Origin of the sequence: Streptomyces hilarionis (assembly GCF_024539675.1) — a bacterium.
Lineage (GTDB): Bacteria > Actinomycetota > Actinomycetes > Streptomycetales > Streptomycetaceae > Streptomyces > Streptomyces hilarionis.
Genome location: NZ_JAHHIT010000039.1, coordinates 36,706 through 53,029 on the forward strand (window position 1 = coordinate 36,706; position 16,324 = coordinate 53,029).

General features: G+C 72.3%; 14 protein-coding genes and 1 riboswitch. Of the genes, 3 read left to right on the forward strand and 11 right to left on the reverse strand.

Annotation, left to right across the window (positions count from 1 at the left end; translation table 11 throughout):
- Positions 1-14: 14 nt before the first annotated feature.
- Positions 15-1,244, reverse strand: a complete 1,230-nt coding sequence (locus KMS84_RS07760) for an MBL fold metallo-hydrolase (RefSeq protein WP_256915330.1) — start codon at positions 1,242-1,244, stop codon at positions 15-17.
- A 154-nt stretch (positions 1,245-1,398) separates the two neighbouring features.
- Between KMS84_RS07760 and KMS84_RS07765 the strand changes: the two genes are divergently transcribed.
- Positions 1,399-2,583 (forward strand): Glu/Leu/Phe/Val dehydrogenase dimerization domain-containing protein, encoded by a 1,185-nt coding sequence (locus KMS84_RS07765; RefSeq protein ID WP_256915331.1) that lies wholly within the window; start codon positions 1,399-1,401, stop codon positions 2,581-2,583.
- A gap of 184 nt (positions 2,584-2,767) precedes the next feature.
- The gene (locus tag KMS84_RS07770; RefSeq protein ID WP_256915332.1) at positions 2,768-3,430 is read left to right on the forward strand and encodes a TetR/AcrR family transcriptional regulator; all 663 of its coding nucleotides are present in this window, start codon (positions 2,768-2,770) and stop codon (positions 3,428-3,430) included.
- Here the strand turns inward: KMS84_RS07770 and KMS84_RS07775 are convergent.
- The 4 genes from KMS84_RS07775 to KMS84_RS07790 all read right to left on the reverse strand — a co-directional run bounded on the left by KMS84_RS07775 (position 3,415) and on the right by KMS84_RS07790 (position 8,887).
- Complete coding sequence (locus KMS84_RS07775; RefSeq protein ID WP_256915333.1) at positions 3,415-4,176, reverse strand: SIMPL domain-containing protein; 762 nt, start codon at positions 4,174-4,176, stop codon at positions 3,415-3,417. The two genes, KMS84_RS07770 and KMS84_RS07775, sit on opposite strands and share 16 nt — an antisense overlap.
- Before the next feature lie 208 nt (positions 4,177-4,384).
- Positions 4,385-5,170 (reverse strand): SGNH/GDSL hydrolase family protein, encoded by a 786-nt coding sequence (locus tag KMS84_RS07780; RefSeq protein ID WP_256915334.1) that lies wholly within the window; start codon positions 5,168-5,170, stop codon positions 4,385-4,387.
- Positions 5,171-5,387: 217 nt separating this feature from the next.
- Positions 5,388-6,344: a M23 family metallopeptidase gene (locus KMS84_RS07785; RefSeq protein WP_256915335.1), complete on the reverse strand. Its 957-nt coding sequence runs from the start codon at positions 6,342-6,344 to the stop codon at positions 5,388-5,390.
- Between the two features lie 4 nt (positions 6,345-6,348).
- A riboswitch (cyclic di-AMP (ydaO/yuaA leader) is annotated at positions 6,349-6,526 on the reverse strand.
- A 285-nt stretch (positions 6,527-6,811) separates the two neighbouring features.
- Positions 6,812-8,887: an alpha-galactosidase gene (locus KMS84_RS07790; protein ID WP_256915336.1), complete on the reverse strand. Its 2,076-nt coding sequence runs from the start codon at positions 8,885-8,887 to the stop codon at positions 6,812-6,814.
- Positions 8,888-9,099: 212 nt separating this feature from the next.
- Between KMS84_RS07790 and KMS84_RS07795 the strand changes: the two genes are divergently transcribed.
- Positions 9,100-9,897 carry a tyrosine-protein phosphatase gene (locus KMS84_RS07795; RefSeq protein ID WP_256915337.1) on the forward strand — a complete coding sequence of 266 codons (798 nt, stop codon included), beginning with the start codon at positions 9,100-9,102 and terminating at the stop codon, positions 9,895-9,897.
- A gap of 33 nt (positions 9,898-9,930) precedes the next feature.
- Here KMS84_RS07795 and KMS84_RS07800 read toward each other — a convergent pair whose 3' ends face one another.
- The 6 genes from KMS84_RS07800 to hpnH all read right to left on the reverse strand — a co-directional run bounded on the left by KMS84_RS07800 (position 9,931) and on the right by hpnH (position 16,324).
- A complete protein-coding gene (locus KMS84_RS07800) occupies positions 9,931-10,053 on the reverse strand; it encodes a DUF6126 family protein (protein WP_069774050.1) in 123 nt (40 codons plus the stop codon).
- The gene (locus tag KMS84_RS07805; protein ID WP_256915338.1) at positions 10,050-10,682 is read right to left on the reverse strand and encodes a helix-turn-helix domain-containing protein; all 633 of its coding nucleotides are present in this window, start codon (positions 10,680-10,682) and stop codon (positions 10,050-10,052) included. The genes KMS84_RS07800 and KMS84_RS07805 overlap by 4 nt, the downstream gene beginning before the upstream one ends.
- Before the next feature lie 92 nt (positions 10,683-10,774).
- On the reverse strand, positions 10,775-12,160 hold the full coding sequence (locus tag KMS84_RS07810; protein ID WP_256915339.1) for an aspartate aminotransferase family protein: 1,386 nt from the start codon (positions 12,158-12,160) through the stop codon (positions 10,775-10,777).
- On the reverse strand, positions 12,157-14,091 hold the full coding sequence (gene dxs / locus KMS84_RS07815; RefSeq protein ID WP_256915340.1) for a 1-deoxy-D-xylulose-5-phosphate synthase: 1,935 nt from the start codon (positions 14,089-14,091) through the stop codon (positions 12,157-12,159). The genes KMS84_RS07810 and dxs overlap by 4 nt, the downstream gene beginning before the upstream one ends.
- A 30-nt stretch (positions 14,092-14,121) precedes the next feature.
- Complete coding sequence (ispG, locus tag KMS84_RS07820; protein WP_256915341.1) at positions 14,122-15,297, reverse strand: flavodoxin-dependent (E)-4-hydroxy-3-methylbut-2-enyl-diphosphate synthase; 1,176 nt, start codon at positions 15,295-15,297, stop codon at positions 14,122-14,124.
- Between the two features lie 4 nt (positions 15,298-15,301).
- Positions 15,302-16,324 carry an adenosyl-hopene transferase HpnH gene (hpnH, locus tag KMS84_RS07825; RefSeq protein ID WP_256915342.1) on the reverse strand — a complete coding sequence of 341 codons (1,023 nt, stop codon included), beginning with the start codon at positions 16,322-16,324 and terminating at the stop codon, positions 15,302-15,304.

The following is a 16,324-nucleotide window of genomic DNA, read 5'->3' on the forward strand; positions in this document are numbered from 1 at the left end:
CCGCCTGTCCCGGGTCAGCCCGCCGGGACCGCCTCCGAGGCTTCCCCGCCCTCGGCGGCGCCCTGCGCACCGTCACTTTCCGTATCGGCTTTGGCCTTGACCGTCGTGCCGTCCGGCGACTGCCACCCGCCGACCGGGGCGAGCGCCGCGCCGCGCCACCACGGTTCGCCCGGAACGCTCTCGCCGCCGGGCTCGAAGGGCTCCCCCGGGCGCGGCAGGGCGACCGTCGCCCCCGCCGCCCGGCCGGCGGCCAGCGTGCCCTCCCCCGGGTCGGTCCACGCGTGGGTGGCCAGGTTGAAGGTGGCCCAGTGGATGGGCAGCATCACCCCGCCGGGACCGCCCTCGAGATCGAGGTGGGCCCGCATGCCCTCGTCCGGTGTCATGTGGATGTCGGGCCAGAAGTCGGAGTACGCGCCGATCTGGATCATCGTCGCGTCGAACGGGCCGTGGGCGGCTCCGATCTCGCGGAAGCCGTCGAAGTAGCCGGTGTCGCCGCTGTGGTAGATCCGGTGCTCCTCGCCCGCGACGACCCAGGAGGCCCACAGGGTGTGCTGGGTGTTGCGCAGGCCGCGGCCGCAGAAGTGGCGGGCCGGCGTGGCCGTCAGGGTCAGGCCGCCGACCTTCGTCTCCTCGTGCCAGTCCAGCTCGCGCAGCCGGTCCGCGGACACGCCCCAGTGCTCCAGATGGGCGCCGACGCCGAGCGGCACGGCGAACAGCGTGTCCGTGCCGGCCAGCGCCTTGATCGTGGGCAGGTCCAGGTGGTCGTAGTGGTCGTGCGAGATGACGACGACGTCGACCGGGCCCAGCGCGGCCAGCGGCAGCGGCGCGGGATGGAGGCGCCTGGGGCCGGCGAAGGGGAACGGGGAACAGCGCTCCCCCCAGACGGGGTCGAACAGGACGCGCTGCCCGTCGATCTCCGCCAGCACGCTGGAGTGCCCCATCCACGTCAGCCTCAGCCCGGTGGCGGGCGGCTTGGCGAGGTCGGCGAGGGTGGTGGCGTGCACGGGCACGGTGCCCGCCGGGGAGCGGCGGGGGCGCTGCTCCTTGTCGAAGAAGACCTTGGCGAAGTCGAGGGCCGAGCCCGAGGGACGGGTCCGCGCCGGACCGCCGGGGTTCACGAAGACCCCGTCCTTGTAGTGCGGCGATCTGCGGATGCGCGCGAGGCGCTCGCCGCGGGGATCCGCACCGAAGGCCTCGGGCTGCAGAGCGCGGAGCCCGGAGCTCAGGGAACGGAAACCGGACACGGTACCTCCAGGTGGGGTCGCTGAGGCATTCCATTATGGTCGCCCCCCGCGGCCACGCGTTGACAGGCCTCGCTCGCGCTCCCGATACTGACCCACTGTTCAGTAACCGTCCCGATCCGGCCGGTCCGTGCGCGACGTGCGCCGAGGAGCCCGTGTGACCTCCCCCTTCCTGTCCCTCACCTGGACCGACCACCTCACCGGCCGCCAGGGCTTCCTGGTCGTCGACCGGCTCGTGCGCGGCGTGTGCAGCGGCGGCCTGCGCATGCGGCCGGGCTGCACCCTGGAGGAGGTCACCGGGCTGGCCCGCGGCATGAGCCTGAAGGAGGCCCTCCACTACGACCCCGAGGCCCGCTACGTCCCGCTGGGCGGCGCCAAGGGCGGCATCGACTGCGACCCCCGGGACCCGCAGGCGTACGGGCTGCTCGTGCGCTATCTGCGGGCGATGCGGCCCTACGTGGAGAGCTGCTGGACCACCGGCGAGGACCTGGGGCTGACCCAGGAGCTGGTGGACCGGGCGGTCGCGGAGGTGGGGCTGGTGTCCTGCGTCCAGGCGGTGCACCCGCTGCTCGACGACGAGGACGCCGCCCGGGCCCGGCTCGCGGCCGCGTTCGCCGTCGAGGTCGACGGCATCGGTCTGGACGAGCTGGTCGGCGGCTGCGGGGTCGCCGAGTCCGTCCTGACCGCCCTGGACCGGGCGAAGGTGGCCCATGCGGGGACCCGCGTCGCGCTCCAGGGCTTCGGCACCATGGGCGGGGCCACCGCCCGCTTCCTCACGCGCGCGGGACTCACCGTGGTGGCCGTGGCCGACGTCAAGGGCACCGTCGCCAACCCGGCGGGCCTCGACGTCGAGTCGCTGCTCGCCGCACGGGACGCCCACGGCGCCGTCGACCGCGGGGCCCTGCGTCCCGGGGACCGCGAGCTGCCGGACGACGCCTGGCTGTCGACGGAGGCGGAGGTGCTCGTCCCGGCCGCCGTGTCGTACGCGATCGGCGTCGAGGAGCAGGGGCGGATCCGCGCCCGGTGGATCGCCGAGGCGGCCAACATGCCCGTCGTCGCGGAGGCGGAGGCGCTGCTGCACGCGCGCGGGGTGAGCGTCCTGCCGGACGTCGTCGTCAACTCCGGCACCAACGCCTGGTGGTGGTGGACGCTCTTCGGCGACATCGGCGCGGACGCGGAGGAGGCCTTCGCCCACACCCGCCGCTCCATGCGCTCCCTGGTGGAACGGGTGCTCACGCGCGCGGAGGCGGACGGGACGACGCCACGGGCCGCCGCGCACGCCATCGCCCGGCAACGCCTGCCGGTGATCACGGACCGCTTCGGCACGCACCGCCGGGACTGAGACGACCTCCCGGTCCGTGACCGCGGCCCGCGGGTCCGTGGCGGTGCTCCCTCCCCCGTGTTCCGGGTTCCGGGACCCCGTCCGGGTTCCGGGAGCGCGGGGATGACGCCGCCCGCGCTCCCGGGGTGGCGATCGCGCCCGGGCTGCCCGCCCGGCGCCGGACGCCACGGCATAGGGTGACCGGGTGGCGAGGGTCCGGTTGGGTGTGGCCGAGCGGCGCGAGGAGCTGCTGCGGGCGGCCATCGAGCAGATCGAGGCGCGGGGCGTGGCGGCGGTCAGGATCGCCGACGTCGCCGCGTCGCTCGGGGTGAGCAACGCGCTGGTGCTCTACCACTTCTCGACGAAGGAGCGGCTGGTCGCCGAGGCGTTCGCCCGTGCCGCCCAGGACGATCTGGCGCACCTGCGCAAGCTGGTCGGCCGCCGGACGACGGCGCTGCGCCGGCTGCGCGCCGCCGTGCGCTGGTACGCGCCCACGGGCCAGGCCAAGGGCTGGCGGCTGTGGATCGAGGGCTGGGCGGCGTCCCTGCGCGAACCCGCGCTGCGCGAGGTGGCCCGGGGCCTGGACCAGGAGTGGAAGGCCGCGCTGGTCGAGGTGATCGCGGAGGGCGTGGCGGCGGGCGAGTTCCCCTGCCCGGACCCGGCCGGCGCCGCCCTGCGCCTGACGGCCCTGCTGGACGGCCTCGCCGTCCAGCTGACGTCCTACGACGGCGCGGTGCCCCGCGCCCGGGCGCAGGAGTGGGCCGACGAGGCGCTCGACCGGGAACTGGGCCTCGCCCCGGGGACGCGGGACGCACCGGGGACGCGGGACGCCCCGGCGCGCCGGTCCGGCGATCAGTCGAGTTCGTAGACGGCCGTCACCGTCGCCGCGGCCCGGATCTCGCCGGGCGCCACGGGCACGGCGGCGATCCCGGCGCCGGGGGTGTCCCCGGCCGGCTGGACGGGACGCGGGGAGGTGGAGGCGTCCTCGCTGAGGGAGACCAGCGCGCCCAGGCGGCGACCGCTGAGGCGGGCGTACTGCTCGGCCTTGGCGTGGGCGTCGGCGTGCGCGGCCGCACGGGCGCGGGCCTGGAGTGGAGCGGGGTCGGAGACGTCGAAGTCGACGGAGTCGACGCGGGCCGCGTCCCCGGCGGCGTCGGTGACCGCCTGGAGGACCGCGCCGGTCTTCGCCACCTCGCGCACCGTCACCGTGAAGGACTGCGCCGCCTGGTAGCCCGTCAGCCGGGGGACGCCGTCGGCGTAGGCGTGCAGGGGGACGAGGGTGACGCTCCGCGTGCGGATGTCCTGCTCGGCGACCCCCTGGGCGCGGACGGCGGCCAGCAGCGCGGCGGCCGCCCGGTTCCGCGCGTCCAGGGCGGACTGCGAGGTCTTGGCGGAGGCCTCGACGCCGGCGCCGACCACCGCGAGATCGGGCGGCGCGCTCGCACTGCCCTCCCCGGTCACCGTCACGGTGGCGGGAGCGGCAGCGGGCGGCGCGGGAGGGTGTGCGGCCGCCGGACGGGCGGGCAGCGCGAGCGCCGGCGCGGCGCCGAGCGCCGGGACGAAGACCGACAGGAAGACGACGGCCGCGGCGACGGACCTACGGGAAAGGGGCATGCGGGACCGGTCCTCGGGGGTGTCGGACGGCAGCGGCGGGTGCGGGTGCGGGGGTGTGCGGTCATCCCAGCACCCGTGCCCCCGCGCGCGGGGACGCCACTCCCGTCCGATCACCTCACTGGTGGAGCGGCCGGCCGTCCGACGTGGACGGCCGGCCGCACCCGCCCGCCGCGAACGCGCCGCCCCGAGACCGCTCGACGGGCGCGCGTCAGGCGACGGCGGAGATCCGCATCCTGATGTCGTCCGGCGACAGCGTGCCCTTGGCGACCACGTGGTCGCCGGAGGACTCCCCGCGCAGCCGGCGGCCGATCCACGGGACCAGGTACTCGCGCGCCCAGTGGACGTCGTCGCGCCGCACCTCGAGCGGGCCGCGCGGCGGGAGCAGCGGCCAGGGCTGCTCCGGGTCGGCCGGCACCTCCAGGCCGAGGACCTGGCCGGCGCGCAGCGCCACGCGCGTGTGTCCCTCCGGCGAGAGGTGGAGGCGGTCGCCGTCCCACGCCCTGCGGTCCTGCACCGACTTCAGGGACCACAGGTCGAGCACGGGACAGCCGTACCGGTCGGCGACGGCGCGCACGTGTCCGTTGTACGTGGCGATCTTGCCGCGCAGGTGCTTGAGCACGGGAACGCCACGGGTGTCGAAGCCGGTGGTCACCATGACGGTGCCGGCCGCGGCGCTCAGGGCCGAGATCGCACGCTCGAAGCGCTCGGCGACCTCGTCCGGGTCGGTGCCGGGACGCAGGATGTCGTTGCCGCCCGCGCAGAAGGAGACCAGGTCCGGGGCGAGTTCCACGGCCCTGGGGAGCTGGTCCTCCATGATCTGGTCCAGCAGCTTTCCGCGGACCGCCAGGTTGGTGTAGTCGAAGTCGCCTTCGGGCCGCCGGTCCGCGAGGAGCACCGCGAAGCGGTCCGCCCAGCCGACGAAGGCCCCGTCCGGGCCGGGGTCGCCGACGCCCTCGGTGAAGCTGTCCCCCACCGCCACGTACGACCCGATCACTGATCTGTTGTCATTCTTCGAATCGTCTGCCACAGCAGTTCATGATTCACCTTCGAATGTGACTTACGCGACCGTAGGCAGGGGTTGACGGACGGTGAGATAAGCCACTCCTAAAGAGTTGGCCAATCAGGGAATAAGCGAACGCGAAGGCCGGGCTCCCCTCTTTCGATCGGGAGCCCGGCCTTCGGCGGCGTGTCAGGCGGAGGCGGTCGGGGGGTCAGCCGACGGTGACGCCGTGCGCGCGGAGGTAGGCGATCGGGTCCACGTCGGAGCCGTAGTCCGGCGTGGTGCGGATCTCGAAGTGCAGGTGCGGACCGGTCACGTTGCCGGTCGCCCCGGACAGGCCGACCTGCTGGCCCGCGGTCACGGTCTGACCGGCCGAGACGGAGAGCTGGGAGAGGTGGGCGTACTGGGCGTAGTAGCCGTCGGCGAGCCTGATGACGACCTGGTTGCCGTACGCGCCGCCCCAGCCGGCGGAGACGACGGTGCCCGCGCCCACGGCCTTCAGGGTGGTGCCGGTCGGGACGACGAAGTCCACGCCGGTGTGGTAACCGCTGGACCACATGCTGCCCGACTGGTGGTACGGGGTGCCGATGACGGCCCCGGACACGGGCAGGGCGAAACCGCCGGCGCCGGTGTCGGCGGCCTGGGTCGCCTTCGAGGACGACGAGGCCGACGTCTTCGACGCGGACGACTGGGAGGCCTTCGACGAACCCGTGGCGGACGAGGACCTGGAGGACGAGGCGCCGGAAGGCGACGCGGACGGCTTGTGGGCGCCGGACGCGGCCTTCTTGTTGATCGACAGCTTGAGGCCGGGGTGGATCATCGAGGGGTCGTCGCCGACGGCCGCGCGGTTGTCCTGGTAGAGCCGGTGCCAGCCGCCGCTGACGTTCTGCTCGTCCGCGATCTTCGAGAGATAGTCGCCGGAGCGCACCGTGTACGTCTTCGCGGTGGCGGTCTTGTGGGTCGTCCCGGCGGTCTGGGCGGTCTTGTGCGAGACCGTCTGCGCGACCGACTGGGCGGAAGTCTGCGAAACCGACTCGGGGGTGGCCGCGTGAGCGCCGGAGGCGCCCATCAGCGGGAGGGCGAGTGCGGCGCCGCCCGTTCCGGCGACGGCGATGGAACGGGTGAGGCGCTGGGCCTTGGGACGGCGGTGCTTACCCTTCGCGGGCATGACGAATTCCTCTCCGGCGCCTGCGAGGTGAGCTGTCGGGTGCGGGCTGGAGATGCCCGGCCGCGCCGAGACGCGACTTGACCCCGAGCCTGTTCCGGGAACCGGAACAGGCGGTGGTGCCTGTGGGTCCCCCGCTCCTGCCATGCACGGGTGAGTGTGCGGGATCCGGGCGGTGGCAGGATTCGGCGTCCGTCCGGATTGGGGTGGAACGTAAGCGACCCGGACGCACGGAGACAAGCAGAGGTTGCACGGTTCACGTGTTTCTCTTGATCCCCACCGGGAATCCCCCGTCACCCTGTGTGAAACACATGACGTGAGCAGCCCCAAGCGCCCTGGAAAAGCAGGCGCATTACGTGCACATGACGGGCGACGTACGGTCACGGATATGACGCTGCTCACGTGACGACTCTCCAGGTCCCTTTATTTCCTGGCGAGTTAGAACGAAGAATCCAATTCGGGCAGATACCTCAGATGCGACGCAGACGGATAACCGTCGCATCGAGGTCGCCGCGCAGCGCGGGCCGGAGTCCGTGGTGCAGCAGCACCGCACCTCGGTGCACTTCGCCCGTTTCACGGCATTCGTACGACGCCGTCGGGTCGAGTCCGCGCAGCCGCAGGGCGGGCACGGGCTCACCGAACCGCTGGGCCTGAAGCCAGGCGAGCACGACGCTCTCGTCGCCGCGCACGTACTGCACGGCGCTCAGCCCGCCCGCCGGGGGGCGCAGCCGGTAGAGGTCGCCGTGCTGGACGAGCGGCCGGATGTCCTTGTAGAGATCCACCCACCGACGCGCCTCGGCGAGTTCCTCCTCGCTCCACTCGGAGAGGTCGCCGCCGACGCCGAGCACCCCCGCCATGGCGCTGACGAACCGGAAGCGCAGCGAGCTGACCCGGCCGTTGAGCTGGGTGTTGGGGCTGTCGGTGACCCATGCGGCCATGACCCGCGCGGGGTGGATCTGGCTGAAGCCGTGCTGGATGTCGAGGCGGTCGAGCGGGTCGGTGTTGTCGGAGGTCCACACCTGGTCGGTGCGGCTCATGATGCCGAGGTCGATGCGCCCGCCGCCGCCCGAGCAGGACTCGAAGGCGACGCCCGGGTGGGCCGCCCGCAGCCGGTCCAGCAGCCGGTACAGGGCGCGTACGTGGTCGACCCACAGGCGTTGCGGGTAGGCGTCGTCCGGCCAGCCGGCGTCGGTGAAGCAGCGGTTGAAGTCCCACTTGACGTAGTCGATCGGCGCGCTGGAGAGCAGGCCGTGGAGCTGCTCCCAGAGGTACTCCTGGACGTCCTCGCGCGCGAGGTTCAGCATGAGCTGGTTGCGGAACTCCGTCCGCTTTCGTCCCGGTTGGAACTGCACCCAGTCGGGATGCGCCCGGTACAGGTCGCTGTCGGGGTTGACCATCTCCGGCTCGACCCAGATGCCGAACCGCATGCCGAGGCCGTGGACGTGGTCCGCGAGGGGCTTGAGCCCGTGGGGGAACCGGTCGGGGTTGGGATGCCAGTCGCCCAGTCCGGCGTGGTCGCCGGTGCGCGCCCCGAACCAGCCGTCGTCGACGACGAAGAGCTCGACGCCGATCGCCGCGGCCCGCCGGGCTAGGGTCGCCTGCTGCTCCTCGGAGATGTCGAAGTAGGTGGCCTCCCAGGAGTTGAACAGCACCGGCCGGTCCTGCTCGGCGTCCGGGACGACGTGGGCGCGCTGGTAGGCGTGCCAGGCGCGGCTCGCACCGCCGAAACCGGCGTCGCTCCACAGGCCGGCGAAGACGGGCGTGGTGAAGGACTCGCCCGTCGCGAGGAGCAGCAGGCCCGAGTCGTCGTACCCCGCGCCGCCGGTGATCTGCACGCGTGCGTCGGGGAGTTGGGCCACGGCGATGCGCCAGGAGCCGGACCAGCCCAGCGCGCAGCCGTAGACCTCGCCGTGCTCCTCGGTGGCGTCGGTGTCGAGGGCGACCCAGGGCAGGTGCTGGTGTCCGGTGTGACCGCGACGGCTGCCGATGACCTTCTCCCCGTAGGTGAGCGGGGCCTGCGTCAGCCGCGACTCGGCGGCCCAGCGGCCGTGCAGCTGCGACAGCCGCCACGCGTCGCGCAGCGGCAGGGTCCAGGTGGCCGAGTCGGCGCGGAGCAGTTCCAGCGGCTGGTCGCCGTCGTTGCGCAGGGTGGTCCACCGCTCGACGACGTCGTCGCGCATCCGGTAGTGGAGGGTGAGCGCGAGCCCGGCGTCCCGGAACCGCAGCCGGAGCTCGCCGTCGTCGCTCTCGTGCCCGTCGAAGGCCCACTCGGTGCCGCGCCGCTCGTCCGTGCGCACGGACAGGGCGGGCCGCACGAAGCGGGGGCCGCCCTCGACCGGATACTCCTCGCGCCCGTCGAGCGGGGCCTCGAAGGACGCTCCGCGCTCCGGCAGCGCGTGGGCGGCGAGGGCCTCGGCGTCCGCGAGCGCGATGCGCGGGCCCCAGTGCAGATGGATCAGCTCGGCGGCCTCGGTGAGGTGGAGGGCATAGCTGCTCGTCGGCCCCGAAAGGAGCCACGTACGGCCGTTGTCGGCGATCTCGGGCATCAAACCCCCACTGATTCGAACAGGTGCGATCAAACGCCAACATCATCGAGTGCGGTCGGCCCGTCGGGCAACTCCCTGGCGACAGGACTCTCACCTGGGCCGACGCCCCGAGGACGATCCGTTGCCCCGGGAACCCATGTCGTATGGTCGACGATGGTGTCCCGTCGGCCACCTGAGCCGCGCCGACGGTGACCGACAGGGAGGGAGCCCCCGTGACGCAGCAGATCCCGTCGACCGAGCCCGAGCTGGTCGGCGTGCGCAATTTCCGGGACGTGGGCGGTCTGCCGACCGTGGACGGCCGGCGCGTGCGCCACGGCGTGCTGTTCCGCAGCGGCCACCTCGCGCACGCGACCGACGAGGACGCCGCGTTCCTGTCCGGCCTCAACCTGCACACGATCTTCGACTTCCGCAACGCGGCGGACCAGAAGCTGGAGGGCCCGGACGTCGCGCTGCCCGGAGTGCGCAACGTCAACCTGCCGCTGTCGGACCCGGCGGACGGCGCCGAGTTCTGGAAGATGGTCCGCGACGGCCATGTCGACCAGCTGCGCGGGATCCTCGGCGACGGCAAGGCCGCGGGCCGGATGATCGCCTCCTACCGCACGATCGTCAGGGAGCGGACGGCCGAGCACGCGCGCGTGCTGCACTCGCTCGCCGACGACAGCCTCCCGGCCCTGATGCACTGCGCGGCGGGCAAGGACCGCGCGGGCCTGTCCGTCGCGGTGACGCTGCTGGCCGTGGGCGTGGAGCGGGACGCCATCCTCGGCGACTACCTGGAGTCCAACGCGCGGCACCGCCGGTACAAGGTGCGCCGCAGCTCCGCCTCGGGCGAGGCCTACTCCCCCGAGATCATGGAGTTGCTGAGCCCTCTGTTCGACGCCCGCGCGGAGTACCTGGCGGCGGCGTTCGAGACCGTGGAGGAGACCTGGGGCGGGGTCGACGCCTATCTGGAGCAGGGTCTCGGGCTGTCCGCCGAGACGCGTGAGCGGCTGCGGGAGCGGCTGCTCGACTGACGGGCGGCCGCCGGACGGCGACGCCCTGCCGGTCTATTGGCTGGTCCCCACCTCGAACAGCAGCCACAGGAACGCCGCGAAGAGGTGCCCCACGGCGATGTAGATGATCAGCCGGATCCACAGGGTGCGGGGGAACTTCTCCTCGTAGTCGCTCATGACGTCACTCCGCTCTCGGACGGGTTCGGCCCCAGGCACAGCGTGGCGGTGGGGCTCTGCAACAGGGTGTGGACGAAGAGGAGTTCGACGCCGTCGGGGTCCTGGGCGGCGATGCGGTGCGGGGTGAGCGAGTCGAAGTGCGCGCTGTCCCCCGGGCCGAGCAGGTCCGTGGCGTCGCCGAGCCGCAGCCGCAGCCGGCCTTTGAGGACGTGCAGCCACTCCTCCCCCGGGTGCACGCGCACGATGTCGCCCTGGGAGCCGTGCGGAACCTGGACGCGCAGCGCCTGCATCCCGCGGCCGGAGGCGCCGGCCTGCCAGTACGTCCAGCCGCCCGCACGGGTCGGCTCCATGTAGGCGGCGCGGACCACGGCGTCGCGGTCGGCGGCCGTCTCCCCGAGCAGGTCCGAGACGGTCGTACCATAGACCCGCGCGAGCGTGAGCAGCATCGGCAGCGACGGCTGGCGCTGTCCGGTCTCCAGACGGGACAGGTGGGCGGGCGACAGTCCGGCGGCGCGGGCCGCGGCCTCCAGGGTGAGGGCGGCCCGGCGGCGCAGGGCGCGCAGCTGGGGGGCGACGGCGGGAAGAGCCTCGGCCTGCTGCGCCGGGGGCTCCGGCTCGGGCGGGTTCATGACTCCATTGCACGCCGGATTTGCCTCTGCGGCAAATTCCTTGCCTCAGAGGCAAAACGGCCAGACGGGCGGGGACCCGGCCGTTCCCGCGGTCAGCGGTGGGCCACCGCCTGCTTCACCAGCGTCTTGCTGAAGTCCCACATCAGTCCGCCGCCGCTGTGCGCCTCGTCCATGACGGCCGTGAAGGCCTCGACGAACCGGTCCACCTCGGCCTCGCCGATGATCAGCGGCGGGATCAGCTTGATCACCTCCAGGTGATCGCCCGAGACCTGCGTGAGGATCCGGTGCCGCTGAAGCAGCGGCACCACCACCATCTGCGCGAACAGCCCCTTGCGCGCCGCCTGGAGCATGGTCCAGCGGCTGCGCAGCTTCAGCGACCGGGGCCTGCCGAACTCGATGCCGATCATCAGCCCCCGGCCGCGGACGTCGGCCAGCAGCTCGTAGCGGTCGGTCAGCGCCGCGAGCCGGGACTTCAGCAGGTCTCCCGTCAGCCGCGCGTTCGCCACGACCTGCTCGTTCTCCATGACGGCCAGCACGGCGAGGCCGGCCGCCATGGCCTGGGCGTTGGAGCCGAAGCTCGCCGAGTGCACCAGCACCCGGTCCATCGACGAGTAGACCTTCTTGAAGATCCAGTCCCGGCCGAGCGTCGCGCCCACCGGGACGTAGCCGCCGGACAGCGCCTTGGCCACGCACACCAGGTCCGGCTCGACGCCGTCCTCGTGCTGGTAGGCGTAGAAGTCGCCGGTCCGGCCGAGTCCGGTCTGCACCTCGTCCACGACGAGCAGCGCCTTGTGCCGGTGCAGCAGGTCCTGGGCGGCGCGCAGATAACCGGGCGGCGCCTCGTGCACCCCCTTGCCCTGGATCGGCTCGACGATCAGGGCGGCGACGTCCCCCTTCGCCAGCTCCGCGGCCAGCGCGTCGAGATCGCCGAGCGGGACGGGCGTGTCGGGCAGCAGGGGAGCGAACCCGTCCCGGAAGCCCGACTCGCCGTTCACCGACAGCGAGCCCGTGGTGAGCCCGTGGAAGGCGTGGTCGCAGTACAGGACCCTCGGCCGGCCCGTCGCGTACCGGGCGAACTTCAGCGCGGTCTCCACCGCCTCGGTGCCGCTGTTGCCGAAGAACACGCGGTCCAGGTGCGGGCTGTGGGCGAGCAGCTTCTCGGCCAGCAGACCGGGCAGGGGCTGGCAGTCGAAGCGGGTGAGGTCGGCGAGCTGGGCGTCCAGGACGTCGTGGAGCGCTCTGCGGACGACGGGGTGGTGGCGGCCCAGGCCCATCACCCCGAATCCGGCGAGCATGTCGAGGTAGTCGTTGCCGTCCGCGTCCCAGAAGTACGCGCCCTCGCCGCGCTCGTAGACCTTGTCGAAGCCGATGGTGTGCAGCATGCGCGGCAGTTGGTGGTTGAGGTACTTGCCGTGCAGCTCGTAGCGCTCGGCTCCGCGCTCGGCCAGCAGGGCGCCGAGGTCGAACTCCGTGGTCATTCCGCTGTCTCCTTGACTGGCTCCCCGAGCGGAGAGGCTGCCGCGCCGGCCGCGGACCGCGCGTCCCCGACCGCCAGGCTCGCGCCGATCCGGCCGGCGATCTCGACGGGCGTGAGCCCGATGTCGGCGAGCACCTCACCGCGCTTGGCGTGCGCGAGGAACTGCTCCGGGATCCCGAACCTGCGCACCGGCACGTCGACGTCGGCGTCGCCGAGGGCCAGCGCCACCGCCGATCCGACGCCGGCGGCTCGGCTGTTGTCCTCGACGACGGCCACCAGCCGGTGTCCGGCGGCGAGGCCGGGCAGCGCCGCGTCGACGGGCTTGACCCACCGGGGGTCCACCACGGTGCAGCCGACGCCACGGGCCGCGAGCAGTTCGGCTGCCTGGAGGCACACCGGCGCCATCACGCCGACGGCCACCAGCAGCACGTCGGTCCGCTCGTCGCGGCGCAGCACGTCCATGCCGCCCACCCGGTCGACGGCCGGCACGTCCGGGCCGACCGACTCCTTGGGGAAGCGGACCAGCGTCGGCGCGTCGTCCACCGCCACCGCCTCCCTTAGCTGTGCGCGCAGTTGACCGGCGTCGCGGGGCGCCGCGATGCGCAGTGCCGGCACGACCTGGAGCACGGACATGTCCCACATGCCGTTGTGGGACGCCCCGTCGACGCCGGTCACCCCGGCCCGGTCCAGGACGAACGTGACTCCGCAGCGGTGCAGGGCCACGTCCATCAGCAGCTGGTCGAAGGCCCGGTTGAGGAACGTGGCGTAGACGGCGACGACCGGGTGCAGGCCGCCCGTCGCCAGGCCCGCGGCGCTGACGGTCGCGTGCTGCTCGGCTATGCCGACGTCCCAGACGCGGTCGGGGAAGCGTTCGGCGAATCCGCCGAGGCCCACCGGGTGGAGCATCGCCGCCGTGATCGCCACGACGTCGTCGCGCTCCTCGCCGATCGCCACGATCTCGTCGCCGAAGACGGACGTCCACGACGGCCCCCCGGCCGGCGCGAGCGGGACGCAGGTCAGCGGGTCCATCGCGCCGACGGTGTGGAAGCGGTCCTCCTCGTGGGCGAGGGCCGGCTCGTAGCCGCGTCCCTTCTCGGTCAGGCAGTGCACCAGCACGGGGCCGTGGAAGCGCTTGGCCCGCCGCAGCGCGGACTCGACGGCGCCGAGGTCGTGGCCGTCGATCGGGCCGACGTACTTCAGGCCGAGGTCCTCGAACATGCCCTGCGGGGCGAAGGCGTCCTTGAAGCCCTTCTTCGCGCCGTGCAGCGACTCGTAGACCGTGGCGCCGACCACCGGGGTGCGCAGCAGCACCTCCTTGCCCCAGGCCAGCACCTTCTCGTAGCCGTCGGTCGTGCGCAGGGTGGCCAGGTGGTTGGCGAGTCCGCCGATGGTCGGCGCGTACGAGCGCTCGTTGTCGTTGACGACGATGATCAGCGGCCGGTCCTTGGCCGCCGCGATGTTGTTGAGCGCCTCCCAGGCCATGCCGCCGGTGAGCGCGCCGTCGCCGATCACCGCGACCACGTGCCCTCTCCCGCCCTGCACCTGGCGGGCCTTGGCGAGGCCGTCGGCCCAGCCGAGCGCGGTGGAGGCGTGGCTGTTCTCGATGACGTCGTGCTCGGACTCCTCACGGGAGGGGTAGCCGGACAGTCCGCCCTTGCCGCGCAGCTTGGAGAAGTCCTGACGTCCGGTCAGCAGCTTGTGGACGTAGCTCTGGTGGCCGGTGTCCCACAGGATGCGGTCGGCGGGCGACTCGAACACCCGGTGCAGGGCGATGGTCAGCTCCACCACGCCCAGGTTGGGCCCGAGGTGTCCGCCGGTCCTGGCGACCGCGTGCACCAGGAACTCCCTGATCTCCTCGGACAGTTCACCGAGTTCCGCCTCGGACAACGCCTTCAGGTCGCGTGGTTGCCGGATGTTCTCCAGGATCGTCACGTCGGGCCCCCTCTCGGTCCGTGCCTTGCCTCAACTCACCGTCACGGCCGGTTTTCCCGTGCCGGCGGGGACGCCGGAAGCGACGCCTTCCCGTTCCATCCGTTCGGCCAGCTTCGTGGCTTCCTCGATGAGGGTCTCCACGATCTTCGACTCGGGGACGGTCTTGATGACCTCGCCCTTGACGAAGATCTGGCCCTTTCCGTTGCCGGAGGCGACCCCGAGGTCGGCCTCGCGGGCCTCGCCGGGACCGTTGACGACACAGCCCATGACCGCGACCCGCAGGGGCACCTCCATGCCGGTCAGGCCGGCGGTGACCTCTTCGGCCAGCTTGTACACGTCCACCTGCGCACGGCCGCAGGACGGGCAGGAGACGATCTCCAGACCGCGCTGCCTGAGGTTCAGCGACTCCAGGATCTGGTTGCCGACCTTGACCTCCTCGACCGGAGGGGCCGACAGGGAGACGCGGATGGTGTCGCCGATGCCCTGGGAGAGCAGCGCGCCGAAGGCGACGGCCGACTTGATCGTGCCCTGGAACGCGGGACCGGCCTCGGTCACACCGAGGTGCAGCGGGTAGTCGCACTGCGCGGCGAGCTGCCGGTAGGCCTCGATCATGACGACCGGGTCGTTGTGCTTGACCGAGATCTTGATGTCGCGGAAGTCGTGCTCCTCGAACAGGGACGCCTCCCACAGCGCCGACTCCACCAGCGCCTCCGGGGTCGCCCTGCCGTACTTCTGGAGCAGCCGGCGGTCCAGCGAACCGGCGTTGACCCCGATCCGGATCGGCGTGCCGTGCTCCTTCGCCGCCTTGGCGATCTCCCGGACCTTGTCGTCGAACTGCTTGATGTTGCCCGGGTTCACCCGCACCGCCGCACACCCCGCCTCGATCGCGGCGAACACGTACTTCGGCTGGAAGTGGATGTCCGCGATCACCGGGATCTGCGACTTGCGCGCGATCGTCGACAGCGCGTCCGCGTCGTCCTGCGTCGGACACGCCACCCGCACGATCTGACAGCCCGACGCCGTCAGCTCCGCGATCTGCTGCAACGTCGCACCGATGTCCGACGTACGCGTCGTCGTCATCGACTGCACCGACACCGGGGCCCCGCCCCCGACCGCCACCGGGCCGACCTGGATCCGCCGCGACTCGCGTCGCGACGCGACCGGCCGGACCGGCATCCCGGGGACGCCCAGGGAGACGGTGGTCATGCCCTCACTCCCGGTTCCCGTTGACGGTCTCGCGCAGCGCGCGCAGGGACTCCTTGAGCGATCCCATGGTGGCCAGGACCGCCGTGGGCTCGTAGCCGCAGTGCGCCATGCAGTTGGCGCAGCGCGGGTCCTTGCCGCGGCCGTACTTGTCCCAGTCGGTGTCCTCGATCAGCTCGCGGTAGGTCGGCACGTACCCGTCGCTCATCAGGTAGCAGGGGCGCTGCCAGCCGAAGAGCGAGTAGTTCGGGATGGCCCACGCCGTGCACGGGAAGTCGGCCTTGCCCTCCAGGAAGTCCAGGAACAGGGGCGAGTGGTTGAGCCGCCAGCGGCGCCGGTTGCCGCCCGAGAAGGCCTTCTTGAACAGCTCGCGGGTCTGCTCGACGCCCAGGAAGTGCTCCTGGTCGGGGGCCTTCTCGTAGGCGTAGGCGGGCGAGATCATCATCTCGTCGACCTGGAGGTCGTCGTTGAGGTAGTTGAGCACCTCGACGACCGTCTGCGGGGTGTCGGTGTTGAAGAAGGTCGAGTTGGTCGTCACCCGGAAGCCGCGCCGCTTGGCCTCCTTGATGGCCGCCACGGCCTCGTCGAACACGCCCTCCTTGGCCACGGACTCGTCGTGGCGCTCGCGCAGTCCGTCGATGTGCACGGCGAAGGCGAAGTAGGGGGACGGGGTGAACTTGTCCAGCTTCTTGCGCAGCAGCATCGCGTTGGTGCAGAGGAAGACGTACTTCCGCTTGGCCACCAACTGCCGCACGATCTCGTCGATCTGAGGGTGCATCAGGGGCTCGCCGCCGGCGATGGACACCATGGGCGCGCCGGACTCCAGCACCGCGCCCACGGCCTGGGCGACCGGCATGCGCTGCTTGAGCACCCCCGCCGGGTGCTGGATCTTGCCGCAGCCCTCGCACTTGAGGTTGCAGGCGAAGAGCGGCTCCAGCTCGACGATCAGCGGGAACTTGTCCCGCTTGCGAAGCTTCTGTTCAGCCAGGTATGTAGCGACCTTGATGGACTGGCGCAGCGGCATGGCCAT

Coding starts and splice junctions, on each gene's coding strand:
- ispG (WP_256915341.1), bottom strand. CDS start 15,297: ATGACCACCGTCTCCCTGGGCGTCCCCGGGATGCCGGTCCGGCCGGTC.
- KMS84_RS07800 (WP_069774050.1), bottom strand. CDS start 10,053: ATGAGCGACTACGAGGAGAAGTTCCCCCGCACCCTGTGGATCCGGCTG.
- KMS84_RS07775 (WP_256915333.1), bottom strand. CDS start 4,176: ATGCCCCTTTCCCGTAGGTCCGTCGCCGCGGCCGTCGTCTTCCTGTCG.
- KMS84_RS07785 (WP_256915335.1), bottom strand. CDS start 6,344: ATGCCCGCGAAGGGTAAGCACCGCCGTCCCAAGGCCCAGCGCCTCACC.
- KMS84_RS07810 (WP_256915339.1), bottom strand. CDS start 12,160: ATGACCACGGAGTTCGACCTCGGCGCCCTGCTGGCCGAGCGCGGAGCC.
- KMS84_RS07790 (WP_256915336.1), bottom strand. CDS start 8,887: ATGCCCGAGATCGCCGACAACGGCCGTACGTGGCTCCTTTCGGGGCCG.
- KMS84_RS07805 (WP_256915338.1), bottom strand. CDS start 10,682: ATGAACCCGCCCGAGCCGGAGCCCCCGGCGCAGCAGGCCGAGGCTCTT.
- hpnH (WP_256915342.1), bottom strand. CDS start 16,324: ATGGCCATGCCGCTGCGCCAGTCCATCAAGGTCGCTACATACCTGGCT.